This window comes from Paenibacillus doosanensis (genome assembly GCF_025060755.1).
In the GTDB taxonomy this organism is placed as follows: domain Bacteria; phylum Bacillota; class Bacilli; order Paenibacillales; family NBRC-103111; genus Paenibacillus_S; species Paenibacillus_S doosanensis.
Map to the genome: position 1 here is coordinate 1 of NZ_JANYUY010000007.1, position 22,567 is coordinate 22,567.

Sequence of the window (22,567 nt, forward strand, 5' to 3'; positions counted from 1 at the left end):
AGGGGGGAGTTATCCCCATGTGGATATTGGTTTCAAAATTTCGCTGGTCCCACTCCCACTTATTCACAGTTGTTGATCCGCTCCTGGATGATCGCCACCGCATTCTTATGCGCTTTCGAAATTCAGGTTTATTATAAATTTCCCCGCATCAAAGAGCAGCGGTCTTTGTACCTGCTTTCCTAGAATGGTGAAATGAGAAATTCGGCTCCGTTTCCGGGTCGGCTCCGTCTTTACTGCACCAGCTGTGCGTGGCGAAACAGCGAAGGGTCCTTCGGCGTCGTTCCGACTCCCGAGCCCCACTGCAAGAACCCGTCGCGGGAATCGCCCGTGGACCCCCGATCGTCGTCATTCACCAGGAACGACATTCCGACGGTTTGCGCCGGCGGTCCGTCAAACCCGAGCGACTCCCACGGCACAGAGATGACATAGCGGATGACGCCGCCGCTTTGAACGATGCTCGCTTGCGCGCCGGGAGTCGGTCCCGCCTGCTGGCCGGCCGGCGCTGCGAAGGTGTATACCGCCGGTCCGCTGTCGAGAAGCGCCGCGCCGAATTCGACGCGCTCGCCTCCGGCCTGCCCCGGCGCCCGGTCGTAGATGCTGAACTGGATGGAATCGGTCTGCCACATGGTACCCGGCACGCGCGCTCCGAAATGTTTGTCGTCTGTGATCGTGGCGTCAATCACAAGCGCATCATTGTTGTAGTTCATATACAGCTGCCCGCTTAGATCGCTGTCACCGCTGCGCGTCCCCAGCATCGATACCCAGCTCGCTTGCGTTGCCAGGTCGATTGCAGGCAAGGTGCGGTGGTCTATGGGCTCGATGGGAGCGTAGGAAATCGTTCCGGACAAGGCATCCGAACCGCCGACGCTGTCGACGGCCACGCTATAGCTTAAGGAATCGAACAACGGGATGCCGGAGAGCGGGACGCGCATCGACGCGGTTTCACTTGCAGGGACATACACCGCAGACGATACGGTCCCTGATGCCGGCCCGACCTGATAGGTCACTTGAGTTACCGCGAGAGTGCTGCTCCGATTGTTCTTCAGCGCGATGTCGAGAAAGTAGCTGCGGGACGCCGCATCCGATGTAATCGTCGGCTGGACGCTGATCTCGAACGGCTTGACGACCGTTGTCGCCGCCCTCAAGCCGGCAATAAGACTCGGATTGTGCGTATGCTTGTTTTTGCCCCCTTTTCCCGGCTGCGCTTTCATCACGTCTACGGCTACGGTCCGCTGACCGAGGAGCGCGCTTGCAGGAACGCTGACGTCGGCGCTCGTTACTTTGCCCGGAGAGGTGCGCAGCTTAACCGGCTGCGCCCCGTGCGCCATGATGGTCAGTTCATTGGGAAGATCCGTCCTGCGATTCGACCGGTCTGCAGTTACCGTAACTTGGACCGTATCTCCTTGGATCGACTGGCTGCCAACTTTCATTGTGATCGCGGACTGCGTCGCCCCCAAGCGGTTTATGCCGCCTGTGACGTAGATCGGACTGCCGGTGAGCGTAAGAACGACCTGGCCGTCTGTCGGATTGACCGTCTTCGTTGAGCCGTACTCATTCGTGATGCTCAAAGGCTGGGTCGTGTGCAAAGCAACGGTCTCGTAGCCGGTGGACCACATCACCCGAGTCGTCGAGCCTTCTCCCGTGAACGGGTACGAGTAGGCGGTAGCGGAACCGAGGTCGTCGCGCGCGCCAAGCGTCTTTCCGGTCACCGTGCGAATGAGCACGGCGTTGGCGATAGCGCCCGGTTTCGGGGCTACACCGGCTACGCCGGCAACCGGCTGCCTGAACAGCCCAAAATGATGCTCCCTATTATTGGGGTCCGTACCGTCATCCATGGCGGAGTACCAGTTGAAAACGTCCACGCCCGCCGCCTTTGCCAGCACTTGAGCGCGCACCAGATTATCCGCTTGCTGGAGCTCGGTGGAGCCTGGGGTATACGTCGGCCAACCGTTCTCCGTAATCCACACGGGGACATTCCGGCTCCCGGCCGCCTGCTTCACCTGCTGCACCAGCGCAGGAAGCTTCGAGACCAGCAGTGTGTGCTCGGGCGGGGTGTTTGCCCCCTCCAGAGCGTAGCCGTAGACATTCGTCGCGAACGTATCGATGTAGTTGATGCCGCCGGCCGCGAAAAAGGCATTATTCCAGTTATCGTCAATCGTGGAGGTAATCGGGCCCATGACGTTCGCGTCCGGGTTTCCTTCGTGAATCGGTCCGTACACCGCCTGAAGCATCTGCACATAGCAGGCTGCAGTAGTGCCGCATGCGCCGTTGTTGAAGCCGGTGCCGTTAAACTCGTTGTAGATGTTGAAGTCGCCGACCTTGCCCATATAGTGTGCGGCGGCAGCTTTCCCGAACTGGCCGAATGCGGCCAGACCTGCCGCAGAGCTCGGCGTTTTCCCGTTGTCGTAATTGGCGTTGTTGTAGGCCAGAACACCCTGCGGAGTCATGCCGAGGCCAAGAGCCTGCTGTGACTTGGCTTCAAAGTCATACCCGGCCCAGTTGTACACGCCCGGCTGCTTTTCAATGAGCGACCAATTCACATCGCTTCGAACGTGTCCGTAGCCGATGGTCGCCAAAGCGTTCATCAGCCCGTCTTCAATAGATTTGTAGTGACCGAAATGGGTGCTGATCCCGAAGAAGGAGCCGGGATTCAACGCGTCCGCCGGCGCCTTGGTCACAATGCCGAACGTTGTGGTGTGCGTTACCGTTTGGCCGTCAATCACGCTTGAGAACGTGAGGTTGTAGAATCCCGGCCCCAGGTCCTGCACGGATAGCGGAGCATGTCCGCCGGCGCCTGTGGGGATCGATCCCGTGCGAAGACTAACGCCCTGATCATCTGCAATGTCGTATGAAATCGAGTCGCCCACCGTACCGAAATCAAGGCTTGCCGAATCGGTTGTGAAGAGCAGGCTCGGGTTCATCACCGACAATGCCGGTGTCGTTGCAAAGGTCACTTGGACTCGTGCGAAGCAGATTTCTGGCATGACCCCGTTAACGCTGTGAACGCGCAGACGGAAATCCGCGCCGTTCGTGCCGTTGGCGAACTTGATTCCGCTCAGTTCAAAGATCTGGCTTTTCCAAGTTTGACTGCCGCTCGTGGGCATCCACGGGGTAGCCTGATAGGCGTTGCTCTGGCCGTCGTACTCGATAGCCATGGTCGTCGCCGCTGCGTCAAAGTAATCGACGGCCACAATCGCATACGTCGCGCCCGCAGGCTTCGCGGAGCTTGCGACATCGACATAGATATAGGGATTCAGCGGATTTTGCGACGTCGCCCAGCACGCCGTGCCGCTTTGGGTCATCGCGGCATGCGCCGGATCTTTGTCCGCGTCGCCGGGCCAAGCCTTGCTGACCCCGTTGTACGCGGGGGGCGAACCTAGAACCGCGTCGGCCTGCGGCTGAGCAGCGGCGGCTTGGGGCGCCGTCTCTCCAAGAATGCTGACGGCCACAAGCAAAACAAGCATCAAACGGATCATCCACTTTTTCACGAACATCAATTTCACTCCTTTATCTTGGCCCAGAGGTTGATCGCAGGCGATTGTAAGCGTTTACTTTTTTCGATTTAGACGTCACCTCGACGTATACTAAAAAAGTAACGGAACAGGCGGCCTGACCGGCCGCCCGGATACGGAAACGATAGCTCGCTCAGCTTGCTGCCCTTCAAGATTCTTTCATTTCTGCCGCCCACGCAGCGTTTGCAGGCATCGGGGTCCGCTCCACCTCCCCTTCGATAAATTGTCCCCGCAGCTGGAGAATGAACCGGATGTGGGCGGGGTTAACCTCCCGGACATCCTCGAGCCCCTGGAACACGCAGAGCGCGGCGGCCGTTCCCGCCGCTTCCCCGATGGCGCTGACCGAAGCCATGATCCGGTAGGAGCTGTGGGCTTCGTGAGTGCCGCTGATGCAGCGCGAGCTGAGCAATAGATTGGCGCAGCCCTTGGGAATCAGCGAACGGTACGGGATATGGTAATAGCCCGGCTCGGGAATGCTTTCCAGCCTGGTTGCGCCTCCATCCGGACTATGAATGTCCAAGGCATAGGCGCATGCCGCCACCATATCGTCAAAGCGCCTGCTCTGCAGGCAGTCCTCTGCGGTCAATACATATTCTCCGACAATGCGCCGCCCCTCCCGGATACCCAGCTTGGGGGCAATGTAATCCAGCTTCGCATGATGGAAAGCGGGATGCTGCCGGATCGTCTCAAACAACTCCTGCGCCTGCCGAATGCCCTCCTCCTTGCCTCTGGCAACGGTTTCCGGCCGGGTCGGGTCTACATCCAGCACCGAAGTGGAGTTGAACAGCAGCGCTTTTCCGTCCGGATAAGGAAAACAAGTGATGCTTTGCCGGGGGTTGCCGGTGCGCCCCGCCGCTTTCATGTCGAGATAATAAGGCAGCAGCTCCTTGCGCAGCGAATGAATGGCCTGCCATTGCCGAATATCCGGCTCCTTCAGCAGGGAGCAGTCGATCCCGCTGACCTTGAAGGTGGCGGTGGCGGACTGCAGCTTACCGTCGCCTTCTCTGCCCAGTTGATACTCCATTCCCGCCAGCGCGGAAAGGTTGCCGTCAGCCGTGGCGTCGAGGTATACTTTGGCGGTAACCGCAGCCGTGCGGCTGCCCTCGATATGCAGACGGACAATGCGTCCGTCCTGCCGGTCCGCTTGCGTCACCTGACAGTTCGTCCATAACGTAAGGGTCGGTTCGGAGGCCAACAGCCTCTCGTACGCAGCCTTCAGCTCCTGCTCGTCGTAAGTGGGAACCAGCTTCTCATTGTAATGCGTATATGCGGCCGGAAATAACTCCCGGTGAATGCCGCTCGTAATCGGTCTGCCCTGCGAATCCCGGAAGGTGCATATCAGCGATACGCTGGAAAATACGCCTGTTCCCCCCACTTCCCCGGCTTGCTCAAGCAGCAGCACTTTCATCTGCAATCGAGCCGCAGCCAGCGCCGCGCTTATTCCTCCGACGCCCGCTCCCGCGACAATAATATCAAAATCAAAAGACTCGCTCATGACGCACCTCGTTTTCTTGACATAACCGCATTATTTCTTGGCCTGCTTCGCATACAGCTCCGTATAATCCTTGATCATCTGATCCCCGCCTTGAGCGCGCCACTTCTCCACTTCTTTGTTGAAGCCGGCTTCATCAAGGGTTCCCATAATGAATTTGACGCGGGCGTCGGCAATGATCTTGTTCAGCTCCGTTCCCTTCTCCACAGCAGTCTGGGAGATCAAAGGCTCGGCCGGGTTGGATACTGCAATGGGCTCATTGTCCTTCATCATGATGCGGAATTTATTGTCCGCTTCTCCCTTGCCCTTCCAAACCATCAGCGCGCCGTCATAAGTAGGCAGCTGCTTGAGCGGAGATACCTCGTTCGCATACGCCGTCTGGTCGGAGATGACCGGTTCTCCGTCCGCTCCTTTGGTATAATGGACGCCCTCGATCCCCCATGTCCACGTATACATCATTTGATCGTCGACGATTTTGTCGAAGAAACCGAGAAGCTGCTTCAGCTCCGCCTCCGACTTGACGGTCGCTTTCGGGAACACGAACATGCCGTTGTATCCCGTGGTTGCAAACACCCGCTCTCCCTTAGGTCCTTGAATTCTGCTGACAATATCGATCTTGGCGGCCGGATTCGCTTTCTTCAGCTCGTTTCCTCCGGTGATCACGAAGTCCAGGGTCGTAAACAGCATGCCGGCCTTGCCTTGATAAAATTGCTCCTGCTGCTTGCTGCCTTTGGTTGCCGCAAAATCCTGGTTAATCAGCTTTTCGTCGTAGAGCTTCTTATAAAATTTCATGGCGTCCATATTTTCTTTGGTCATGAACATGGGAACGGCTTTGCCGTCCTGAATATCCCATTGGTTGGGCGCCCCGAAGAACGAAGCGATCGTCTGGAAGCCGGTCAGCCCCATGGAGCCGGCGTTTCCGGAATCCTCGGCCTCTACGAGCCCGAACGTATCGTTTTTGCCGTTTTTGTCCGGATCGTTTAAGGCGAACGCTTGGATGACCTTGTAGAGATCGTCGATCGTCTTCGGCTGCTGCAAGCCCAGATTATCCAGCCAATCCTGGCGGAAGGCGATGCCCTGGCGGGCCAGCGCTCTGGCGCGGTATAGCCCGTACACCTTGCCGTCCACGGAAATATTGTTCAGCACCTGTTCATTGGCGTTGTACTTGCTCAGATTCGGAAACTCCTTGAGATAAGGCCCGATCTCCCAGAACATGCCCGACCGCTCCGCATTGATAATGGATGACGATTTGGTATCCCCGATCATCAGTACCTGAGGCAGGTCATTGGAGGCGATGGAGACGTTAACCTTGTCATTGTAAGCGGACGCCGGAACCCAAGTGGTATTGATCTTGGTATTCGTGTATTCCTCGATCTTCTTGACAATCGGATTGTCGGCCTTGGGAGGCTCGGTCGACGTATACTGGTTCATCATCGTGAATGTTAACGGCCCGCCGGCCGCCGCATTCGCGTTCTTCTCTTCCTGGTTGCCTCCATTACCGCCGCACGCCGACAAACCGGCGGCCGTCACGATAGCCGCGATACCCGTTAATGCCATTTTGCGATTGAACTGTTTCATGTCTTCTTCCCCCTAGTCATACTTAAAAATATTGTATCAAAAGATGAACGATAGGTTCATCCTTTAACCGAACCGAGCAGCACTCCCTTGGCGAAGTGCTTTTGCAAAAACGGGTACACCGACAAAATCGGGATCGTGGAAAACACGATAACCGCCATGTTAATAATCTTGGACGGCGGCGGAGGCGCCTCGTTCATATCGGACAGCCCCTTCTCCGACAAGATGACGATCTGTCTTAACAGAACCTGGATCGGCCATTTTTTCGAATCGTTGATGTACAAAATAGCGCTCAGGAACGTGTTCCAATGAGTTACCGCATAGAACAGCGCGAAGGTCGCGAGAGCGGGCAGCGATAGCGGGATGACAATCCGGAATAAAATTCCAAGGTCGTTGCAGCCGTCGATCTTGGCCGATTCCTCCAACCCGTCAGGCAGCTGCTGGAAGAAGTTTTTGATGATAATCATATTAAAAGCACTGATTGCGCCGGGAATGATAAGCGCCCAGTAGGTATTGGTAAGATGCAATGATTTGACGATCAAGAAGGTCGGCACGATCCCTGCGTTGAACACCATCGTGAAAATAACCATAAGCATGACGGGCCGGCGTCCGTACAAATCTTTGCGCGCCAGCGGATACGCCATTAGCACCGTCAGCAGCAGGTTCACAAGCGTCCCTATTACCGTCACCCCGATGGTAACGGCCAGACTGCGAAGCAGTATGGTCGTAGAGAAGATGTAGCGGTAGCCCTCAAGCGAGAATTTCGTCGGAAATACGAGGAAGCTTTTGGCCAGCACCTCCTGCTCCGTCGCGAAGGAAATCAGTATAATATATAGAAACGGGATGAGCATCACAGCCGCTACCAACAGCAGGATGGCTGCGTTCGCCCAGTCGAACAGACGGGTACCCCAGCTTCGGTTTTGTTGATGCATCGATTAGTACACCCCTTCCTCGCCGATTTTTTTGGCAAACCAATTGGAGCCGATGACCAGTACAAATCCGACGACCGACTTGAAAAGACCGACGGCAGTGCTGAAACTGAACTGTCCTTGCGTAATCCCCGCCGTATATACATAAGTGTCGAACACTTCCCCGACCTCGCGGTTAATCGGGTTCAGCATCAGGAAGATTTGCTCGAAGCCCGTATCCAGAAACGTGCCGAGCCGGAGAATAAACAGAATAATAATGGTAGAACGGATGGCCGGAAGCGTCACATGCCATAGCTGGCGCAGCCTTCCCGCACCGTCCATTTTGGCGGCTTCGTAAAGCTGAGGGTCGACTCCGGCCAAGGCGGCGAGAAATATAATGGTTCCCCATCCCGTTTCCTTCCAAATCACTTCCAATGTGATCATAGTTCTAAACCAGTCCGCGCTGGCGAGAAAATTGATCTTGTTCCCGCCCATCGCCATGAAGGCTTCGTTGACCAGTCCTCCGTCGATCGTAAAGAACGTGTAGGCGATGCCGACCACCACGACCCAAGAGACAAAATGCGGGACGTAGATGACGGTTTGTACGGCCCGTTTGAATTTCTCCCGGCGCACTTCATTAATCATCAGAGAGAGCAGGATCGGTGCGGGAAAAAAGAAGATGATATTGTATCCGGCCAGCACCAGCGTATTCCTTAGAAGCATCCAGAATGCCGGATCATGGAACAGCCGCTCGAAGTGCTTCATGCCGACCCACTTGCTTCCAAAAAAACCCAAGTAAGGCTGATAATCCTTGAAGGCCATAAGAAGTCCCCACATAGGGGCATATTTGAACAACAGGAAGTAAAGCACCCCGGGGGCCAGCATCCCGTACAGCCATTTGTTCCTCCGTATCTGGCCCCAGAAATAAAGTTTCTTCGGCTTAGCGGCAGACATATCCAGCGCAAGATTCCCTTTGATTTGATTCATCTTCGACTCCACCTTCGTGTTTCGTGTCTTTTTTGTGCGTATCTTCACGATAAGCGGCCGGCAAGCCGGCGTCTATAATCGAAGGATAATCATCAGGAAGGGAGTTTGCCGCTGCGGGGGCTATAATCATCATCACGTTCGGAATAATCATGTTCACATCAACATGAAGAAGACCCCCGACGACAGGCTGGGAAACCTATCGCGGGGGTCTTCGGACTACAACGTTTATATTTTATGATGGCCGTGCAATTCCCTGTATTGTCCGGGCGTCATATTCTCCATCTTGCGAAAAAAACGGATGAAATTTTGGGGATTGGTGTAGGTTAACCGTTCCGCGATTTCCGCGATCTTCATATCCGTCTCGACCAGCCATTGCTTCGCCGTCTGCAAACGGTAGTTTTGCAGGTACTCGCTGAAGCTGATCCCTTTTTCCTTGCTGAAAAGCGGCCCCAAATAGTTAGGATGGTAATTCAATTGCTTCGCGCATGCCTCCAGGGTAAGCTCGGTGTCGAAGCGCCGGTGGATCAAATCCGCTAGCTGATCCGATATTTTCTTGGCGTGAGACTTGCTCTGCTGCTCCAGCCTGCGCATGATCGGGGCAATGACCGTATCGCTGAACCAGAGGCGAATTTCCTCTTGGGATGTAAGATCGAGCAGTCTGTCAAAAAGCTGCTTTTCCTGATCGGGCGGCAATTCCGTCTCCGTATCCTTCTTGGTGTCGGCTGTTGTCTCGGACTGTCCGAGCTCAGTCAGCATCGTGTACAGCCTGACCAATGCCATCCGGTATTGGCGCCAGTCGGCTTGTTCTTGAAAAATAAGTCCGATGCAGCGTTCCAGCAGCTCTTCAGCCCTTGTCCGCTCCGCCAGCTTAACCGCATCGTACAGCTCTTTGGCCGCACGGTGCGGGAACACGCTGGTTACTACGTCCTCGGGCTGGACATCGTCGATAAACAGAACGGATTCCGGGCCGTAACGAACCCGGTAGCGAAGCGCCTCCAGCGCCTGCTCGGCGGAGACGGAAATATCGATGAGCCGCTTCTCCGGACGGCTGATGCCGATGCTAATTTGCAGCTTCAGATAATGCAGCACCGTTCTCCGGATCAGCTCCGCCATGGCAAACAACCGGTTTTTGTACTCCTCGTCCGTAGTTCCGGCGCCTCCGACGACCGTAATCTGGGATTGTTCCAGCAGCACGGGGTCCAGCCGTTCCTCGGCGGGAATCAGCTCGCCGGCGATATTGGCGATGGCGAAGAGCAGCAGATCACGGTCATTTTCATTATACTGGGACTTCTCCAGAGAATCGATCTGAATGGCGAGCACGGCATGCCACTCCCAATCGGCGTGATATCCGTACTCTTTCCATCTGGCCGGCAGCTGAGACTCTTTCTCCTCGCCGCGAATCAGCTTCATGACAAAAAACTGCTTCAGTTCCCGCACTTGTCCCGTAAGTTGAGCCACGAGACGGGATTCCGTCTGCAGCATCGATTGCAGCCGATTGCCGATCATGGCGAATTCATCGGTGCGGGCTTCTTCCGGCGGCTCTCCGAATCTGTCGGCCATCGTCGCAACCAAATTCCGAACCGGCCGATAGAACGTACGGGAGCCCAACAGCGCCAGCCCGCCGGTTACCAGAACCGTAAGCAGGCATACAAACAGAGTGACCCAGCCTATTGAGCGGGAATCCTGTGTAATATCCTTTATGGATACGGCAGATACATAAATCCAGCCATTATAGCTTGATCTGCGCATGATAACGCTTGTGTTATCCCCGTCAAGCTCTACGTTGAATTGCCCTTCCGTTTCGCTTCGCCTTTGCACCTCGGCGGCCAGCTGCTCCAAGCCGGATGGCTGAACAATGGGATCGCTTCGGGACAACAGACGATAATCTTGATCCATGACCATGATGCTGCCGATCCGGTTGTCGGCCGCCAGAAGTCTCGCCAGCTGCGATTCGGCGATGGTCACGATGGCCAGTCCGTCGGCTTTCAGCGAATTCAGCGGAATTTTCTTCACAAGATGAATGCTTGGCGAACTCTCGTCCTCATCCGTTACCCACAGAGAAAATGAAGGCAGCTTCTCATATCGGAGAAGCCGATCCGGATTCTTGATGTCGTCGAATGTAAAAATATTGTTGTTGTCGACGCCCCATTGACCTTTCAAATTCAGTATCGTCATATTGTTGATCGTCAGCTCGAAGGTTTGGCTGCGCACCATGTTCTGGTACATTTCATTATAAATCTGATAATGGGCTGCCGAGTAAGGAAGCGACATCGCATTCACGACAAGGGGCGAGCCAATATACTGTGTAACCGAATGATCGATCGTCTTAAGAATTTGCTCCACGCGAAGCTGGGTCTGCTGAAGCGTCGCCATGCTGCTATGGTTGACCTTGTCCTGAACGATCGAGGAGGCTTTATAATAGGAGATGATTCCGACGACGATAGCCGGAATAGAACCGATGAGCAGACTGTACATCAAGAGACGTGTGAAATATTTGCTGGAACGAATTTTCATAGGATCTCCCTCGCAAGCCGTTGTGCCTAATGTTTCTCCTAATTATAGAGACGAGACCGAAGGAAGTCCATAATCAGGGCATAATCATTAGAACGGATTGTCGGGCGAAGGCAGCGCCGAGGTTATGAAGAACGATTCGGCATCGTTCGTGATGCAGTTTGACCGGGGATCGTACAATCGCTTATCCGTTCAGGTATGCTTCCGCCCCCCACGAGAAAAGCTGCTTCCCGTCAGAACGACCAGACAGGAAGCAGCTTCTTCATCTTAGTATCTATTTCAATTGCAAGGCTCTCAGCACAATTGCCGCCGCCTCGGCGCGGGTCGTGTTCACTTTAGGCCTTACGGTACCTTCTTCGTATCCGTTAATCAATCCTTTGACTGCTGCGGCGGCAAGCGCCGCACGAGCCCACTCGGATACCTCCGCCTCGTCCGCGAAGCTGATGTCGTTGGCGCTCAGTTCGATGTGCGCGACGCGAACTACGATCGCCGCCGCTTGTTCGCGGGTAATCAAGTCGTCCGGACCGAAGGCCTCGTCCTCGTACCCGTCGACGATACCGATCGCCGCTGCCGTTGCAATCGCCTCCTGCGCCCAATGTCCCCGAGTGTCGGCGAAGCTTTTGCCGTTTTGCTGCTGCAGTCCGAAGGCTTTGACGATAACCGTCACGAATTCGGCTCTTGTGATACGGTTATCCGGTTTAAACGTGCCGTCCGGATAGCCGTTGATCGCGCCAAGCCGCACCAAATCTTTGACACTTGCTTCGCTCCAGTGCCCCTTCATATCGGAGAAATTCACTCCGCTAGTCTGAGGCGTTTCGGTCGTGCCGGTTTTTTCGATGCCCAGCACGGCGAATTTAGTAAAATGCGCGACAGAGCCGGATACTTCTGCGCCGGCCGTGTTCACACGCTGATCATCCAACGGTATCCATTCGCGTGTCTGCTCGTTCAGCCAGTACAGCCCAATCGTATATTGGTTCGCATCCACCTTCGCGTTGTCGTAAGGAAGCGTAATGACAATAGGCTTGACGAAGTCGCCGTCCCGATCCTTCGTAATCTCATAGACGTCGCTTAGCAGAACCCATGCCTGATTTGTCGGCAAGCCCGCGGTATCGCTTACTTGGTTAACGGTTATTTGCATGGAGCTGTCCGAAGCCGCCGCAGGAACTTCGATCCGAACTCCGTTCAAGGTCAGCGTTCCTCCGTCGACACCCGAGACCGTTCCGGTATTGACCGATGCGCTGCCGCCGCCTCCGCCGCCGTTCCGGCGGTTCGAAGGGGTAACCGGCGCGTAAACGACAAATTGGGTGAAATGCTTCGTCCATATGACCAGATCGCCGCCTACCGTCATAACCGCATCTCCGCCGTCCGCAATTTCCCGGTTAGCCGCCTCTTGAGTATCCTCCGTCACCGTGCCCGTAATCGGTACGACCGCGCCGTCCTTGATGAAGCCGGCCAAATTCCCTCCCTGATTCGGGATGAGCAAGCGTACGGCCTGATCGAAAATTAGCGATTCGTCCGGCGCGCCGACTTCAATAACGGCGTTCACAATAGCGTTACTGACGATAACGCCGCTGCTGCTCCGTATCTCCGGAAGCCGGATCGTGCCGTCCCAGCCGGCGGAAGCCGATACTTTCGTCCCGGCCGGGAACACCGCCGTCACATTGCCCAGCGTAGTCGCCGCCTGGACTTCGATGAGCGGAAGCATCGCTTCCTTCCGGTCTCCTTCGGTTACAGGAGTAACGGCAATCCTGGCGTTTGCAGCGCCTGCTGGGACGCTGATCGATACAGGATCGCTCGCGATTTGCACCGGCGTATCGCCGCTTGCCGTGATGGCAGCCGCTCTGACCGCGTTTACGGTATACGTCTTGCTCACGCCGTCTTTTGCCGCAACCGCAATTTCGATGACGTTGCCGCCTACATTAAGCGGGATGGCGGCGCTCGCTTGTCCGCTCGCTGCCGGAAGGCCGTTCACCGTCAATTCGGCTGCAGAGTCGTATACGTTAGCCGTGACGGCAAGACTCGATACGCCGTTGCCGACTTGAGCCGTATACGCAGTAATATCCGGCGAAAAAGCGGGACTCATCGTTCCGTTCGACAGCGTCAATCCGCTCAGTTCAGCGCTGCCGGTTTCTGCTGCCGCTCCCCGGGTCACATTTACGGTATACGTACGGACGGAGCCATCCTGCGCCGTTATAGTGAACGGAATGGCATTGGTTCCGACGGACAGACTGAACGATTGCACAGTTCCGCTGGCATACGGGCTGCCCTTGGCCGTGAGCGTCGCTTTGCTGTCCGTAGCCGTCGCTTTCATCTCGATGGACGTTATCGTGTGATCGACGGCTACCTCATACTGGGTCACTCCGGCTGCGAAGGGCGGGGACAACGCGCCCGCATTGACGGACAATGCGTCCAGCGTCGATACGTCGATCAGCTTACCGGCCAGCATGTCGCTGTGGACCAGCGCAAAATCGGCCGCAACCTGATGCGAATAGTCTTCGGCGGCGTTTAAGATGAAGGCTTCCAAATCTCCCCAGACCGGAACGATCTGCGCCGCAAATCGATCCTCGAACTTGTAGTTCAATTGTGCGGATATGCCGTTCAAACGGGCATGCGCATAAGCGTAAGCTTTTGCCGCATCCGTTACGTATTGCTCCAGATCGGCTTTATTGGAGAAAGTTTTGTCGGTGTAATCTCCTTTAAATGGCGATACTTCCCGCACCAGGTAGGAGCAGCCGGAGCCCTTCAATACGCCCAGGTAGGCGTCGGTATCCGGCGACATTTTGAGATAAGCGTCTTTGGACAAGTACGCATCCCGCAGCTGCTCCTTGACATCGAGCAAAATGTCGTCCGTGCCGGCCGCGCTCGCTCCTTCGATCAGAACGTTATAGCGTGTCGCGCCTACGCTGCCGATGCCCTGATGGATGCGCCGTGCGATGTCTTTAATCGTGAAATAAGAGTTGAACTGCTCATCGTCCAGATTCGGGAAGTTCCTTCTAAGCTCGGCCTTGTAGGCTTCCCAAGCGGCTGTAACCTCTGCGATCTCAGCCTCGGATGCCGGTTCATACTTGTCCTCGTTGCCGACGATTTTAATCTTTCCGTTCGCCGCCCGCTTGCCCAGCAGCTTTTGCAGCGCTTCGTCGTAGGAGCCGGTAGATACCTTGTCCATCACTTTTTGCGTATAAGTGGTTACATTGCTTCTCGTCAGCTTGTCCGCTTTGCGGGCGGCATCGCTGCGGATGTCGAGCAGAGTGTTTTTGTACGTTTCCAGGAAGGTCTGGGACACATCGCGAAAATCGGCGTCTTGAAGGCTGGAAATGCCTGTGCTGTCCTTATCGGATTTCACGACGTAAACACTCGTTACAAAACGCAGCAAATCGTTATAAAAGCTTCCGATACCGGCGGAATCGGGATCGTTCAGATCGAATACCATAGCGCCTTTGTTATCGTTAAAAGTTCCCACGTTTTGAATGTGGGCGTCGCCTTGCGTATAAGTTAAAATTTCCTTCCAGCCGGGGATGACCGTGCCTGGAGAAGGGATGACACCGGAATTCAGGTCCGAGCGGAATAAAGCGTTCGTGCCGCGGAAAAACGTAAACGCGTTCGCTCCCATCACGTCGCTTCCATATTTATAGGCTTTGATCGCCGGATCGTTAAAGAACGTGTTGTCCGCTATAATATTTTGCTTCACAGCGTTTTTGCGCGCCTCGTCGGAACGGACAGGCTGGCTGTAACGAAGCAGCGAGATTCCCGTAATCGGATCGGAATCCTGCCAGCCTTCGCCCTGCACAGCCGAACCGTTCAAGGTTACGCTGAGCTGCATCGTGTTCATCACGGGCGAATTCGCTATGCCGGCAACGGAGAAAAGGATCATGCTGTCTTTGCTCCGCCCCTCGGCCTTGATCGTCCAATCGCCTGCGGGCAACCCGTTCACGCTGTAATAAGTAGAGCTGATGACGCTGTCCCAAGGCACGCCCGCGGACAGCTGAATTTGGAACTGAGCGTTCAATTCCTTCGCCCCGCTCATGCGGATTGCCGACGATGCCGGTTCCGGCGCGCCGACGATCTTGTTGGCGGGCGTGTATTTGGCCAACGTAATCGTATATGGCCCCTGGTCGGCGATGACGGCAGCGGTCGGACGGTTCGTCTGATTCCATGCGCCGGGAAAAATGCTGACCGCAAGGTCGGTGTCCGCAGCGACATTGCCGGAGCCGTCTCCGGTTACTGTGAGCTTGATCTCGTCGCCGTTGGCACTGGCCGCCGCTGTCAGACCGGCAGGAAGCCCTACTACGGCGAAATCGCCGGCATCCCACGCGCCCTGCTTGACGATGCCGTTGACGGCCTTCAGCGTGATCGCATTATAGTCGGGGTCCACATCGGAGCTTGAGCTCATCCGCACGGTCTGGCTGCTTTCCGCAATCGCATAAGCCGCCGTACTGTCCGAATTGCGCGGTTTTGCGCTGTTGACCTTCTCGAAATCTCGTCCGTTGTTTCTTGTATCCCAGTTGTTGCCGCGGTTCGGATAGGCTGCAGCCGGTCTGCTTGTCGCAGGATTCAACGGATCGAAGACGTAGCGTTGAATCGTATTTTTTTTGCCGGCTTCGGGAGCCGGTGTGCCGCAATAGGCGTCGACGGCACCGTACCCGACGAAATCGACGACGCTGCTTGCCAGCGGATCAGCCATCGGGTCTGCGGCCGTCAATGCGCTGGACTGGTTCGATAGGACCAGCTTGCCGAGGTTGTTGTCCAGCTTGAAGGCGGGTTGTTCGGCGTCCGAAGACGGCAGGTTCTTGTTTGCGCCGACCGTTCCGTTGCTGCCGAGCCCGATCAAATAATAGCCGTAGGCGGGAATATCCGCCGTTTTAGTACCTAAATCGACTTTTTTCCAATTGCTCTTGCCGTTATCGGCAAATTGAACGGACCAGCCCGAGAGCGGGATGTCCTGGGCGGTCGGGTTAAATAATTCGACAAAATCCTGCGCGTACAGACTATCCGTATCGTTCGCTTTTCCCCCGTAAAACTGGCTGATAACCACGTTCTCCGCCAGATTGCCGATCTTGACTGTACAGGCGGACGATGCTGCCGCATAGCTCGTCCCTGCGACCGTCCACAGCGACTGAACCGCTACTGCCGCCGCAAGGATGGAGGCCATCCAGCGTTGATTTAATGTTCTCAAATCGTTCGTACTCCTCTCTCATCTCCAAATCTTAAGCTATTCTATCATCTGAATGTAAAATGAGAGGGGCAGAGAGATTAAGCCAATGTAAAAAATTCAATGAGAACAACGTTTATCGACGTCCTTGCAGCAGCCACAAAAGCGGCTCCCGGATCGCCATATTGCGCCGAATTTCCGTGTCCTGCGGGTCCTTCTCGAGGCAAACCCACAGATCGACGCATTCATTCCGCTTCAAGGCCAATCCCGCAAACAGCAGTGAAGACATGCCCACAGGCCAACCATCGAAGGCTTCTACATCGGGCGGGTAAGGCCAGCTTTCCTTATTAACCAGGTACGGGAACAGAAATCGAAGCCCCTGCTCAATGCTGCGGCCATCCGGAAGGCGGTAGGTCCATAAGTTGTCCTCAGGCGTCGAAAGCACATGGCATAGCGTCACCAGATTATCCAATTGAAAGATCGAATACGCGTACGGCTTGGTGCGGGCCAGCTCCCGCGGGAAGCTTCCGTCCACATCCATTTGATCGGGCAGCAGCTTTTCTTTGTACCTTTTTCTGCAAAAATCCATCATGGCGTCGTTTCCGGTAAAATGGGCGAATACGGCAGCTTGAACAAACCAGCAAACGCTGTGGTTGTTACACTCGTTCATCTCTTCGAGCCCGTTCGCATGCGTGCTCATCCAACGCAGATAATCGGCGAACCATAGCTTCAAGCCTGCCGCGACTTCCTCGCACATATGCGGAGAAGACAGCAGCGCCTGAACCGCGATCGGAACATCAATCAAATGCAGCGTATCAATGATGCCGATTCCCCTGCCTTCACAAACGCCTGGAATCGCTTGCGCGTATAGGAGATGAGGGTTCATTCGAGTCTCCTCGTCCAGAAAAAAACGCTTCAAGAATAGCACGGCCTTATCGGCGAACTCCTCCTGCCCCGTAACGGCGTAAGCGCTGGCGAGCCGGGCGACATGGGTTCTCATCTGCCGCAGCAGGATGCGGTGGCTGTGGAAATTGTCCGGATTACTTTCGCCATCTCTGCGGATGTAGGGCAATCCGTCCGGAGTTCCCGGATTCGGCCACCAATAGTCGCCATTCGAATAATAGTCGTGCATATTACCGGGACTCATCATAGCAACCGCGTCGGTAATATGGACCGGTTCAGCCTCCAAGGACATCTTCGCTTTTCGTATCATGAGATCCGGGTTAAACAAACGCTCCAGGCGATCCCGGCCGACGGATGTCATAAATGGCAATAGAAACAGCTCCTCTTTATAAAAATACCACTGTACAGCGTCGTTCGGCACCATACAGCGGTATTTATATCGGTTTATTATTTACTGATAAGGCTTCTCGCGTTGAAATCAGGGATGACTACGCGCTTGACGGTGCCGTCCTTCTCCGCGGTGTCAAGTCCTTCGTTGTAGCGCTTGTTCATATCATCGATCGCTTTATCGAGCGGAAGCACGCCGAGAATGTACTCCGCAACGACGCTTTGCCATGCTTTTCCTTCCACCTTATGAACCGGATACACCGGCCAAATCGCGTCGTCCTTCGGCGCAAAATCCTTGAAGTTTTTCAACGACGGCTCTTTCGCTTGCGAGATTACGGAAGGGATAAGGGCAACTCCTTTGCCTTGCTCGAAGTACGGAACGAGCACATCGTCGCTATAAATGAACTGCATGAATTCCCATGCTTCTTTCTTATGTTCGCTGGTCGAAGAGATATACAGCCAATTGCCGGCCGCGTTAATATAGTTAGCTCCTTTCGGTGCTTGGCCGTCATTGGTCGGCACTTGCGCTACGCCCCAGTTGATTTTGGTCGGAAACTGGGAGTCATACACGCTAGGTTCGGCGGATAGAGACATGTACATCCCGATCTTGCCGGCGGCAAATTGATTTCGGAGCGGGTCGATGTCGAGCGATTCGTAACCCGGCAGCATACTGTTATTGTCGACGATTTTCTTGATCGTTTCCACATACGGCTTCAGTGTGGAGAAATCGTATTTACCGGTTTTCCAATCATAGATGTCCTTGCCGTCCAGACGCATCATCGGCATGATGCTTCGCTCGTAAGCGGCCACCGGATTTTTCATATTGAGCGCGAAGCCGTATACACCCTCCGCTTTGCCGGCTTCGGTAATTTTTTGCGCATAGGCGACAAGCTCGTCAAGCGATTTCGGCGGTTCGGTAAGTCCCGCCTTGGCGAACAAATCCTTGTTGTAGATCAAACGGAAGGTCGAGCCGTAGTTAGGCAGACTGTAAAGCTTGCCGTCGAATGAGTTGATGCCGTCCAGCTTAAGAAGATTTTCGCCGAATCTCGTCTTCAGCTCCGGTGTGATATAGCTGTCAAGCGGCTCGATAGCCTTCATTTTAACCAAATCGTTGATCGCGAGCTTGCTCTTGGCGTTCATGATGTCCGGCGCTTCTCCGGCCAGAATGGCTGTTTGTAACGCCTGCTCGTAGTTATCGGTCATCACTTGATATTCGACTTCGACATTGCTTTTATTCGTTTCGTTGAACTGCTTGATTTTCTCCTGCATCAGATCGGTGTCGTGACGGGCGTTTGTCCAAAACTTCAGTTTCATCTTTTGTCCGGAGGCGGTGGCATTACCTTTGCCGTTGTCAGTCGGTTCTGTCGTTGCACAGCCCGCCGCAATCAGCGAAAGCGCCAGAAGTCCGGCTACAGCTGCTTGTTTTTTGCTCTTCATCGTTTGCTGCATCTCCTTATTCTAATTCGGTTTCGTTATCTATAGCTGATTATAAATTTCATAGCTTCAGAGCGGTAGAGCGGTAAATTTCCGGAGAGGGGGGATTTTTTTGCGATCCTTGCCCCTCTTGTTACCCTTTTACCGAACCGCTTGTAATTCCGCCGATAAAGGACTTGTTGGTCATGAAATAGACGACCAGAATAGGCAGTATCGACAGCATGGAGCCGGCGAGCATCAGGTGCCATTCCGCAGCGGCGTTCGTTGAGTACTTCAAGGAAATGACCCCCACCGTCAGCGGCCTCAGGCTTGGGTTCGTCATTGTAAAAATAAGCGGCAAAATGTATTGATTCCATGCATCGCGGAACGTAAACAGACCGACTACGCCGAGTCCCGGCCCAAGCAGCGGCAAAATGACCCGCCAATATATTCCGAAAAATCCGCATCCGTCGATGGTGGCTGCTTCGTCCAGATCCTTCGGAACCGCTTTAACGAAACGTTCCAATAGGAAAATATAGAACGACAAGTGAGTGCCGATAAAAATCAAAATGATGCTCCACAGCGATTTATGCATATGAACCGTCTTCATCATATCGTACAGAGGGCGATATGTAATCGCGCCGATCGTAATAAACATCGTCGCAGCAAGCACGAACATGATCGTTCCTCGTCCAGGGAAATTCCTTCTTGCCAGCGCATAAGCGCCCATAGAGCAGATGATCAGGTTCATCACCGTCGATATGACGGAAATGAATAAGCTGTTCCACGTATACAGCGCAAAATTCGCTTTTTTCCAAGCTTCGATGTAATTAGGCCACTGCCAAGCTTTGGGTATCATGTTTGTGCTGCCGAGCAGCTCGGAGTTGGTTTTGAGCGAGCCGAATAAAGTAAACAAAACCGGATAAAGAATGGAAAATACGATTACGAGCAAAAACAGCCAAACGATCACCCAACCGATCATCGAAGCGAGGCGAACGGAGGATTTGGCCCCCATGCCGCCGGCCGGATTGACTCTTGAAGAAATGCTGTTCATAGTTGGCTGACCTCCTTAATGCGACTCGCTGGATTTGCGCGAGATAAACAAATATAGTCCGGTAATGATTCCGACAATCAAGGCCGATACGAAGCCGGCCGCAGCCCCGTAGCCGTATTGCTGCACAACCGCTTCTCCTTCGGATACCGGGAAGAACAGCTTATAGATGTATAAATACATCACTTCCGTTTTTCCAACAGGTCCTCCGGCGGTCAATACCATGATGCCTTCATAGCTCTTGAGTGTATTTACGATCGCCAACATGATGATGATCTGCATCACGGGTCCGAGCATCGGAATCGTGACGTGGATGAACTGCTGAGTTTTGTTGGCGCCGTCGAGCGAAGCGGCTTCGTACAGATCGTTCGGAATGCCCTGCAGTCCGGCGAGGAAAAGCACCATGTAATTGCCGAGCGCTCCCCAGATCGCCACGATAATCGCCGTCGCCATCGAGTATTTAATGCCGAGCCATTCGATGGGGGATTGGATAATGCCGAATTGAATAAGAACGTTGTTTATAATGCCGTTGTACGAGTTGAACATCAGGTAAAATACGAGCGAAATGACCGCCGCACTAATAATCGTCGGCATGAACAGAATCGCGCGGATTGTGTTTTTACCGAAAAGCCGGCTCTGGTTCAAAATAAACGCCAGAATCAGCGCCAGCGGCAGCGTCACAATTAGCTTGCCGAACGTAAACACCCCGGTGTTCCTTACGGACTGCCAAAATTCGGCGTCCCGGGTAAACAGGCGGACGAAGTTGTCCATCCCGATAAACCTCGCGTCGGAAAAGCCGTCGTAATCGTAAAACATATATTTGAACGCCCAGCCCATCGGGTAAATCGTAAAGAGAGCAAGCAATATAACGCATGGAAGCACCATAAGATACGGACCGGAATACTCTCTCCATTTTTTTTTGAGTAACATTGACGGTTAATCTCCTTTCTCCTGTTGTGTTTGCTAAACCAAGTATACGGGCGCTCGGCCGATTCCACTAGGGAGGCAATTTTCATCAGGAGGGGGGAGATTTTACGCTGCCGTCATTCGTCGAGAGTTACCGTTCCAAGCAGATGATCCCGGTATCCGGATGGCGTCATTCCGGTTTTTTTCTTGAATATTTCACGAAAATATCGTCGGTCGTGATACCTGAGTCGTTCCGCCACTTCATAGATGGGGATATGCGGATCGGCGAGCCATTGCTTCGCTTGCGCCAGCTTTCTGTCTGTAATAAATTCCACGAAGGTGATCCCGGTTTCTTTTTTAAACAAGCTGCTCAGGTAGTTGGGGCTTACACCGACATGATCGGCTACAGCGGGCAGCGTAATCGTTTGCAGCAGGTGCTCCTCGACGTACTGCTTAACCTGCTCGGTGATGTTTTTCGTTCCATTCTGAATCCACAATTTCACCTGCTGCGCAGAGGCCATACAGAGCTCGAAGACCCGGCTGCGCAGATCCGCCAAGCTTGTGTCCTCGAACGTTCCAGGCCACGTTCTGCTGAAATCGTCGGACAGTCCGCCCTCGATATCCATTTCCAACATCTGACGGTACAATACCGCAGCCAGTTGAATGCAGGAAAGACGGGTTTCCTGCGGAGTGCATTCGCTGCTGTGCAGGCTCGTGAAAAAAACATCCACAGCTTGCGGAATAAGTTCCGTTTGTCCTCTTCGGACGACGCTCATCAACTCGTTCTCCGCGTGCATCGGGTATTCGCGCCCCCGGAGACGGTAGCGTGACAGATCTTCGTAGTGAATAACCTGATTCATGTCGAAGAACGACATATGCTCGATGGCTTCGCACGCCTGCCGGTAAGCATCCGGCAGATCCTTCAGCTCCGGACAAAGGGAGCTTTGCCCCACAGTGACGGTAATTTTGGAGTTTTGTTCAATGGATGTTCTGCAGTATTCGGCAAATTGCAGCAATTGTAGCTTTACTTCCTTCTCTGATTTGCCCGGATCGTAATTGACGAGCAAGGTGTGCCGTCCCCATTCGGAATAAAACGCGACGCCGTTCCCCCACGAGACCAGGCAATCACGGATGATATTTTCGACGATAAACCGCGTCAGCTCCACTTCCTGAACGGGCTGTTGGGAAATCTCGGCGAACCGGTCGATCGAAAAAACAAGCAGCCCGAAGTGCGCCGGCTTCACGGGTATTTCCGCGAAATTCCACTTGTCCTGCAGCCGCAAAGGCTGATGATCCCGGAATAGAACCATTTCCGTCAAATATTGCTGCCGCATGGCCGGGAGGCTCACTTGCACTTTCCGCTGAAACTGCTTGCGCTGCTCTTCCATCTCAAGCTGCTTGCGAATGGCGGAAAGCTCCTTTTCGATGATCGTCGTCAGCTCTTTAATATCGACCGGTTTCAGCACATATTCGGATGCGCCGAGTGAAATCGCCTGCTTGGCGTAATCGAATTCGTCATAGCCGCTCAACACGATAAACCGGATCTGTCGCTGCTCCGTTTGCAGCCGGCTCATGAGCTCGATGCCGTTCATATTCGGCATCTTGATGTCGGTGATCACCAGATCGGCTGGAAAGGAAGCATACTTGTCCAAAGCCTCCACCCCGTCCAAGGCGATCTCCACTCGGTCGACGCCTAGCTCCCCCCAGGGCACGTGCTTACGAATCCCCAGTACCACGCTCTCTTTATCATCCACCAGCATTACATTCATCGTT

12 protein-coding genes are annotated in these 22,567 nt (G+C 54.4%); all 12 read right to left on the reverse strand.

Annotated features, from left to right (window positions below; all coding sequences use genetic code 11):
* Window positions 1-230: 230 nt before the first annotated feature.
* Window positions 231-3,494, reverse strand: coding sequence for a hypothetical protein (locus tag N0M98_RS07760; RefSeq protein ID WP_259617471.1), 3,264 nt, complete (start codon window positions 3,492-3,494; stop codon window positions 231-233).
* Window positions 3,495-3,660: 166 nt separating this feature from the next.
* Window positions 3,661-5,007, reverse strand: coding sequence for an FAD-dependent oxidoreductase (locus N0M98_RS07765; protein ID WP_259617472.1), 1,347 nt, complete (start codon window positions 5,005-5,007; stop codon window positions 3,661-3,663).
* A gap of 30 nt (window positions 5,008-5,037) precedes the next feature.
* Window positions 5,038-6,582: an extracellular solute-binding protein gene (locus N0M98_RS07770; protein ID WP_259617473.1), complete on the reverse strand. Its 1,545-nt coding sequence runs from the start codon at window positions 6,580-6,582 to the stop codon at window positions 5,038-5,040.
* 56 nt (window positions 6,583-6,638) lie between these two features.
* On the reverse strand, window positions 6,639-7,511 hold the full coding sequence (locus tag N0M98_RS07775; protein WP_259617474.1) for a carbohydrate ABC transporter permease: 873 nt from the start codon (window positions 7,509-7,511) through the stop codon (window positions 6,639-6,641).
* A 3-nt stretch (window positions 7,512-7,514) separates the two neighbouring features.
* Entirely contained in the window at window positions 7,515-8,441 is a 927-nt protein-coding gene (locus N0M98_RS07780; protein ID WP_259617553.1) for an ABC transporter permease, read from the reverse strand.
* Window positions 8,442-8,699: 258 nt separating this feature from the next.
* On the reverse strand, window positions 8,700-10,988 hold the full coding sequence (locus tag N0M98_RS07785) for a helix-turn-helix domain-containing protein (protein WP_249864808.1): 2,289 nt from the start codon (window positions 10,986-10,988) through the stop codon (window positions 8,700-8,702).
* A 271-nt stretch (window positions 10,989-11,259) separates the two neighbouring features.
* Entirely contained in the window at window positions 11,260-16,158 is a 4,899-nt protein-coding gene (locus tag N0M98_RS07790) for a DUF2252 family protein (RefSeq protein WP_259617475.1), read from the reverse strand.
* 112 nt (window positions 16,159-16,270) lie between these two features.
* Window positions 16,271-17,398, reverse strand: coding sequence for an alginate lyase family protein (locus N0M98_RS07795; protein WP_259617554.1), 1,128 nt, complete (start codon window positions 17,396-17,398; stop codon window positions 16,271-16,273).
* Between the two features lie 86 nt (window positions 17,399-17,484).
* Entirely contained in the window at window positions 17,485-18,861 is a 1,377-nt protein-coding gene (locus N0M98_RS07800; RefSeq protein ID WP_259617476.1) for an ABC transporter substrate-binding protein, read from the reverse strand.
* Window positions 18,862-18,991: 130 nt separating this feature from the next.
* The gene (locus N0M98_RS07805; RefSeq protein ID WP_259617477.1) at window positions 18,992-19,891 is read right to left on the reverse strand and encodes a carbohydrate ABC transporter permease; all 900 of its coding nucleotides are present in this window, start codon (window positions 19,889-19,891) and stop codon (window positions 18,992-18,994) included.
* Window positions 19,892-19,906: 15 nt separating this feature from the next.
* Window positions 19,907-20,818, reverse strand: a complete 912-nt coding sequence (locus N0M98_RS07810; RefSeq protein WP_249864812.1) for a carbohydrate ABC transporter permease — start codon at window positions 20,816-20,818, stop codon at window positions 19,907-19,909.
* Between the two features lie 113 nt (window positions 20,819-20,931).
* Window positions 20,932-22,563 (reverse strand): response regulator, encoded by a 1,632-nt coding sequence (locus tag N0M98_RS07815; RefSeq protein ID WP_249864813.1) that lies wholly within the window; start codon window positions 22,561-22,563, stop codon window positions 20,932-20,934.
* Between the last annotated feature and the right edge of the window lie 4 nt (window positions 22,564-22,567).

Coding starts and splice junctions, on each gene's coding strand:
- N0M98_RS07805 (WP_259617477.1), bottom strand. CDS start 19,891: ATGAACAGCATTTCTTCAAGAGTCAATCCGGCCGGCGGCATGGGGGCC.
- N0M98_RS07800 (WP_259617476.1), bottom strand. CDS start 18,861: ATGAAGAGCAAAAAACAAGCAGCTGTAGCCGGACTTCTGGCGCTTTCG.
- N0M98_RS07770 (WP_259617473.1), bottom strand. CDS start 6,582: ATGAAACAGTTCAATCGCAAAATGGCATTAACGGGTATCGCGGCTATC.
- N0M98_RS07780 (WP_259617553.1), bottom strand. CDS start 8,441: ATGTCTGCCGCTAAGCCGAAGAAACTTTATTTCTGGGGCCAGATACGG.
- N0M98_RS07775 (WP_259617474.1), bottom strand. CDS start 7,511: ATGCATCAACAAAACCGAAGCTGGGGTACCCGTCTGTTCGACTGGGCG.
- N0M98_RS07815 (WP_249864813.1), bottom strand. CDS start 22,563: ATGAATGTAATGCTGGTGGATGATAAAGAGAGCGTGGTACTGGGGATT.
- N0M98_RS07765 (WP_259617472.1), bottom strand. CDS start 5,007: ATGAGCGAGTCTTTTGATTTTGATATTATTGTCGCGGGAGCGGGCGTC.
- N0M98_RS07810 (WP_249864812.1), bottom strand. CDS start 20,818: ATGTTACTCAAAAAAAAATGGAGAGAGTATTCCGGTCCGTATCTTATG.
- N0M98_RS07795 (WP_259617554.1), bottom strand. CDS start 17,398: ATGACATCCGTCGGCCGGGATCGCCTGGAGCGTTTGTTTAACCCGGAT.
- N0M98_RS07760 (WP_259617471.1), bottom strand. CDS start 3,494: ATGTTCGTGAAAAAGTGGATGATCCGTTTGATGCTTGTTTTGCTTGTG.
- N0M98_RS07785 (WP_249864808.1), bottom strand. CDS start 10,988: ATGAAAATTCGTTCCAGCAAATATTTCACACGTCTCTTGATGTACAGT.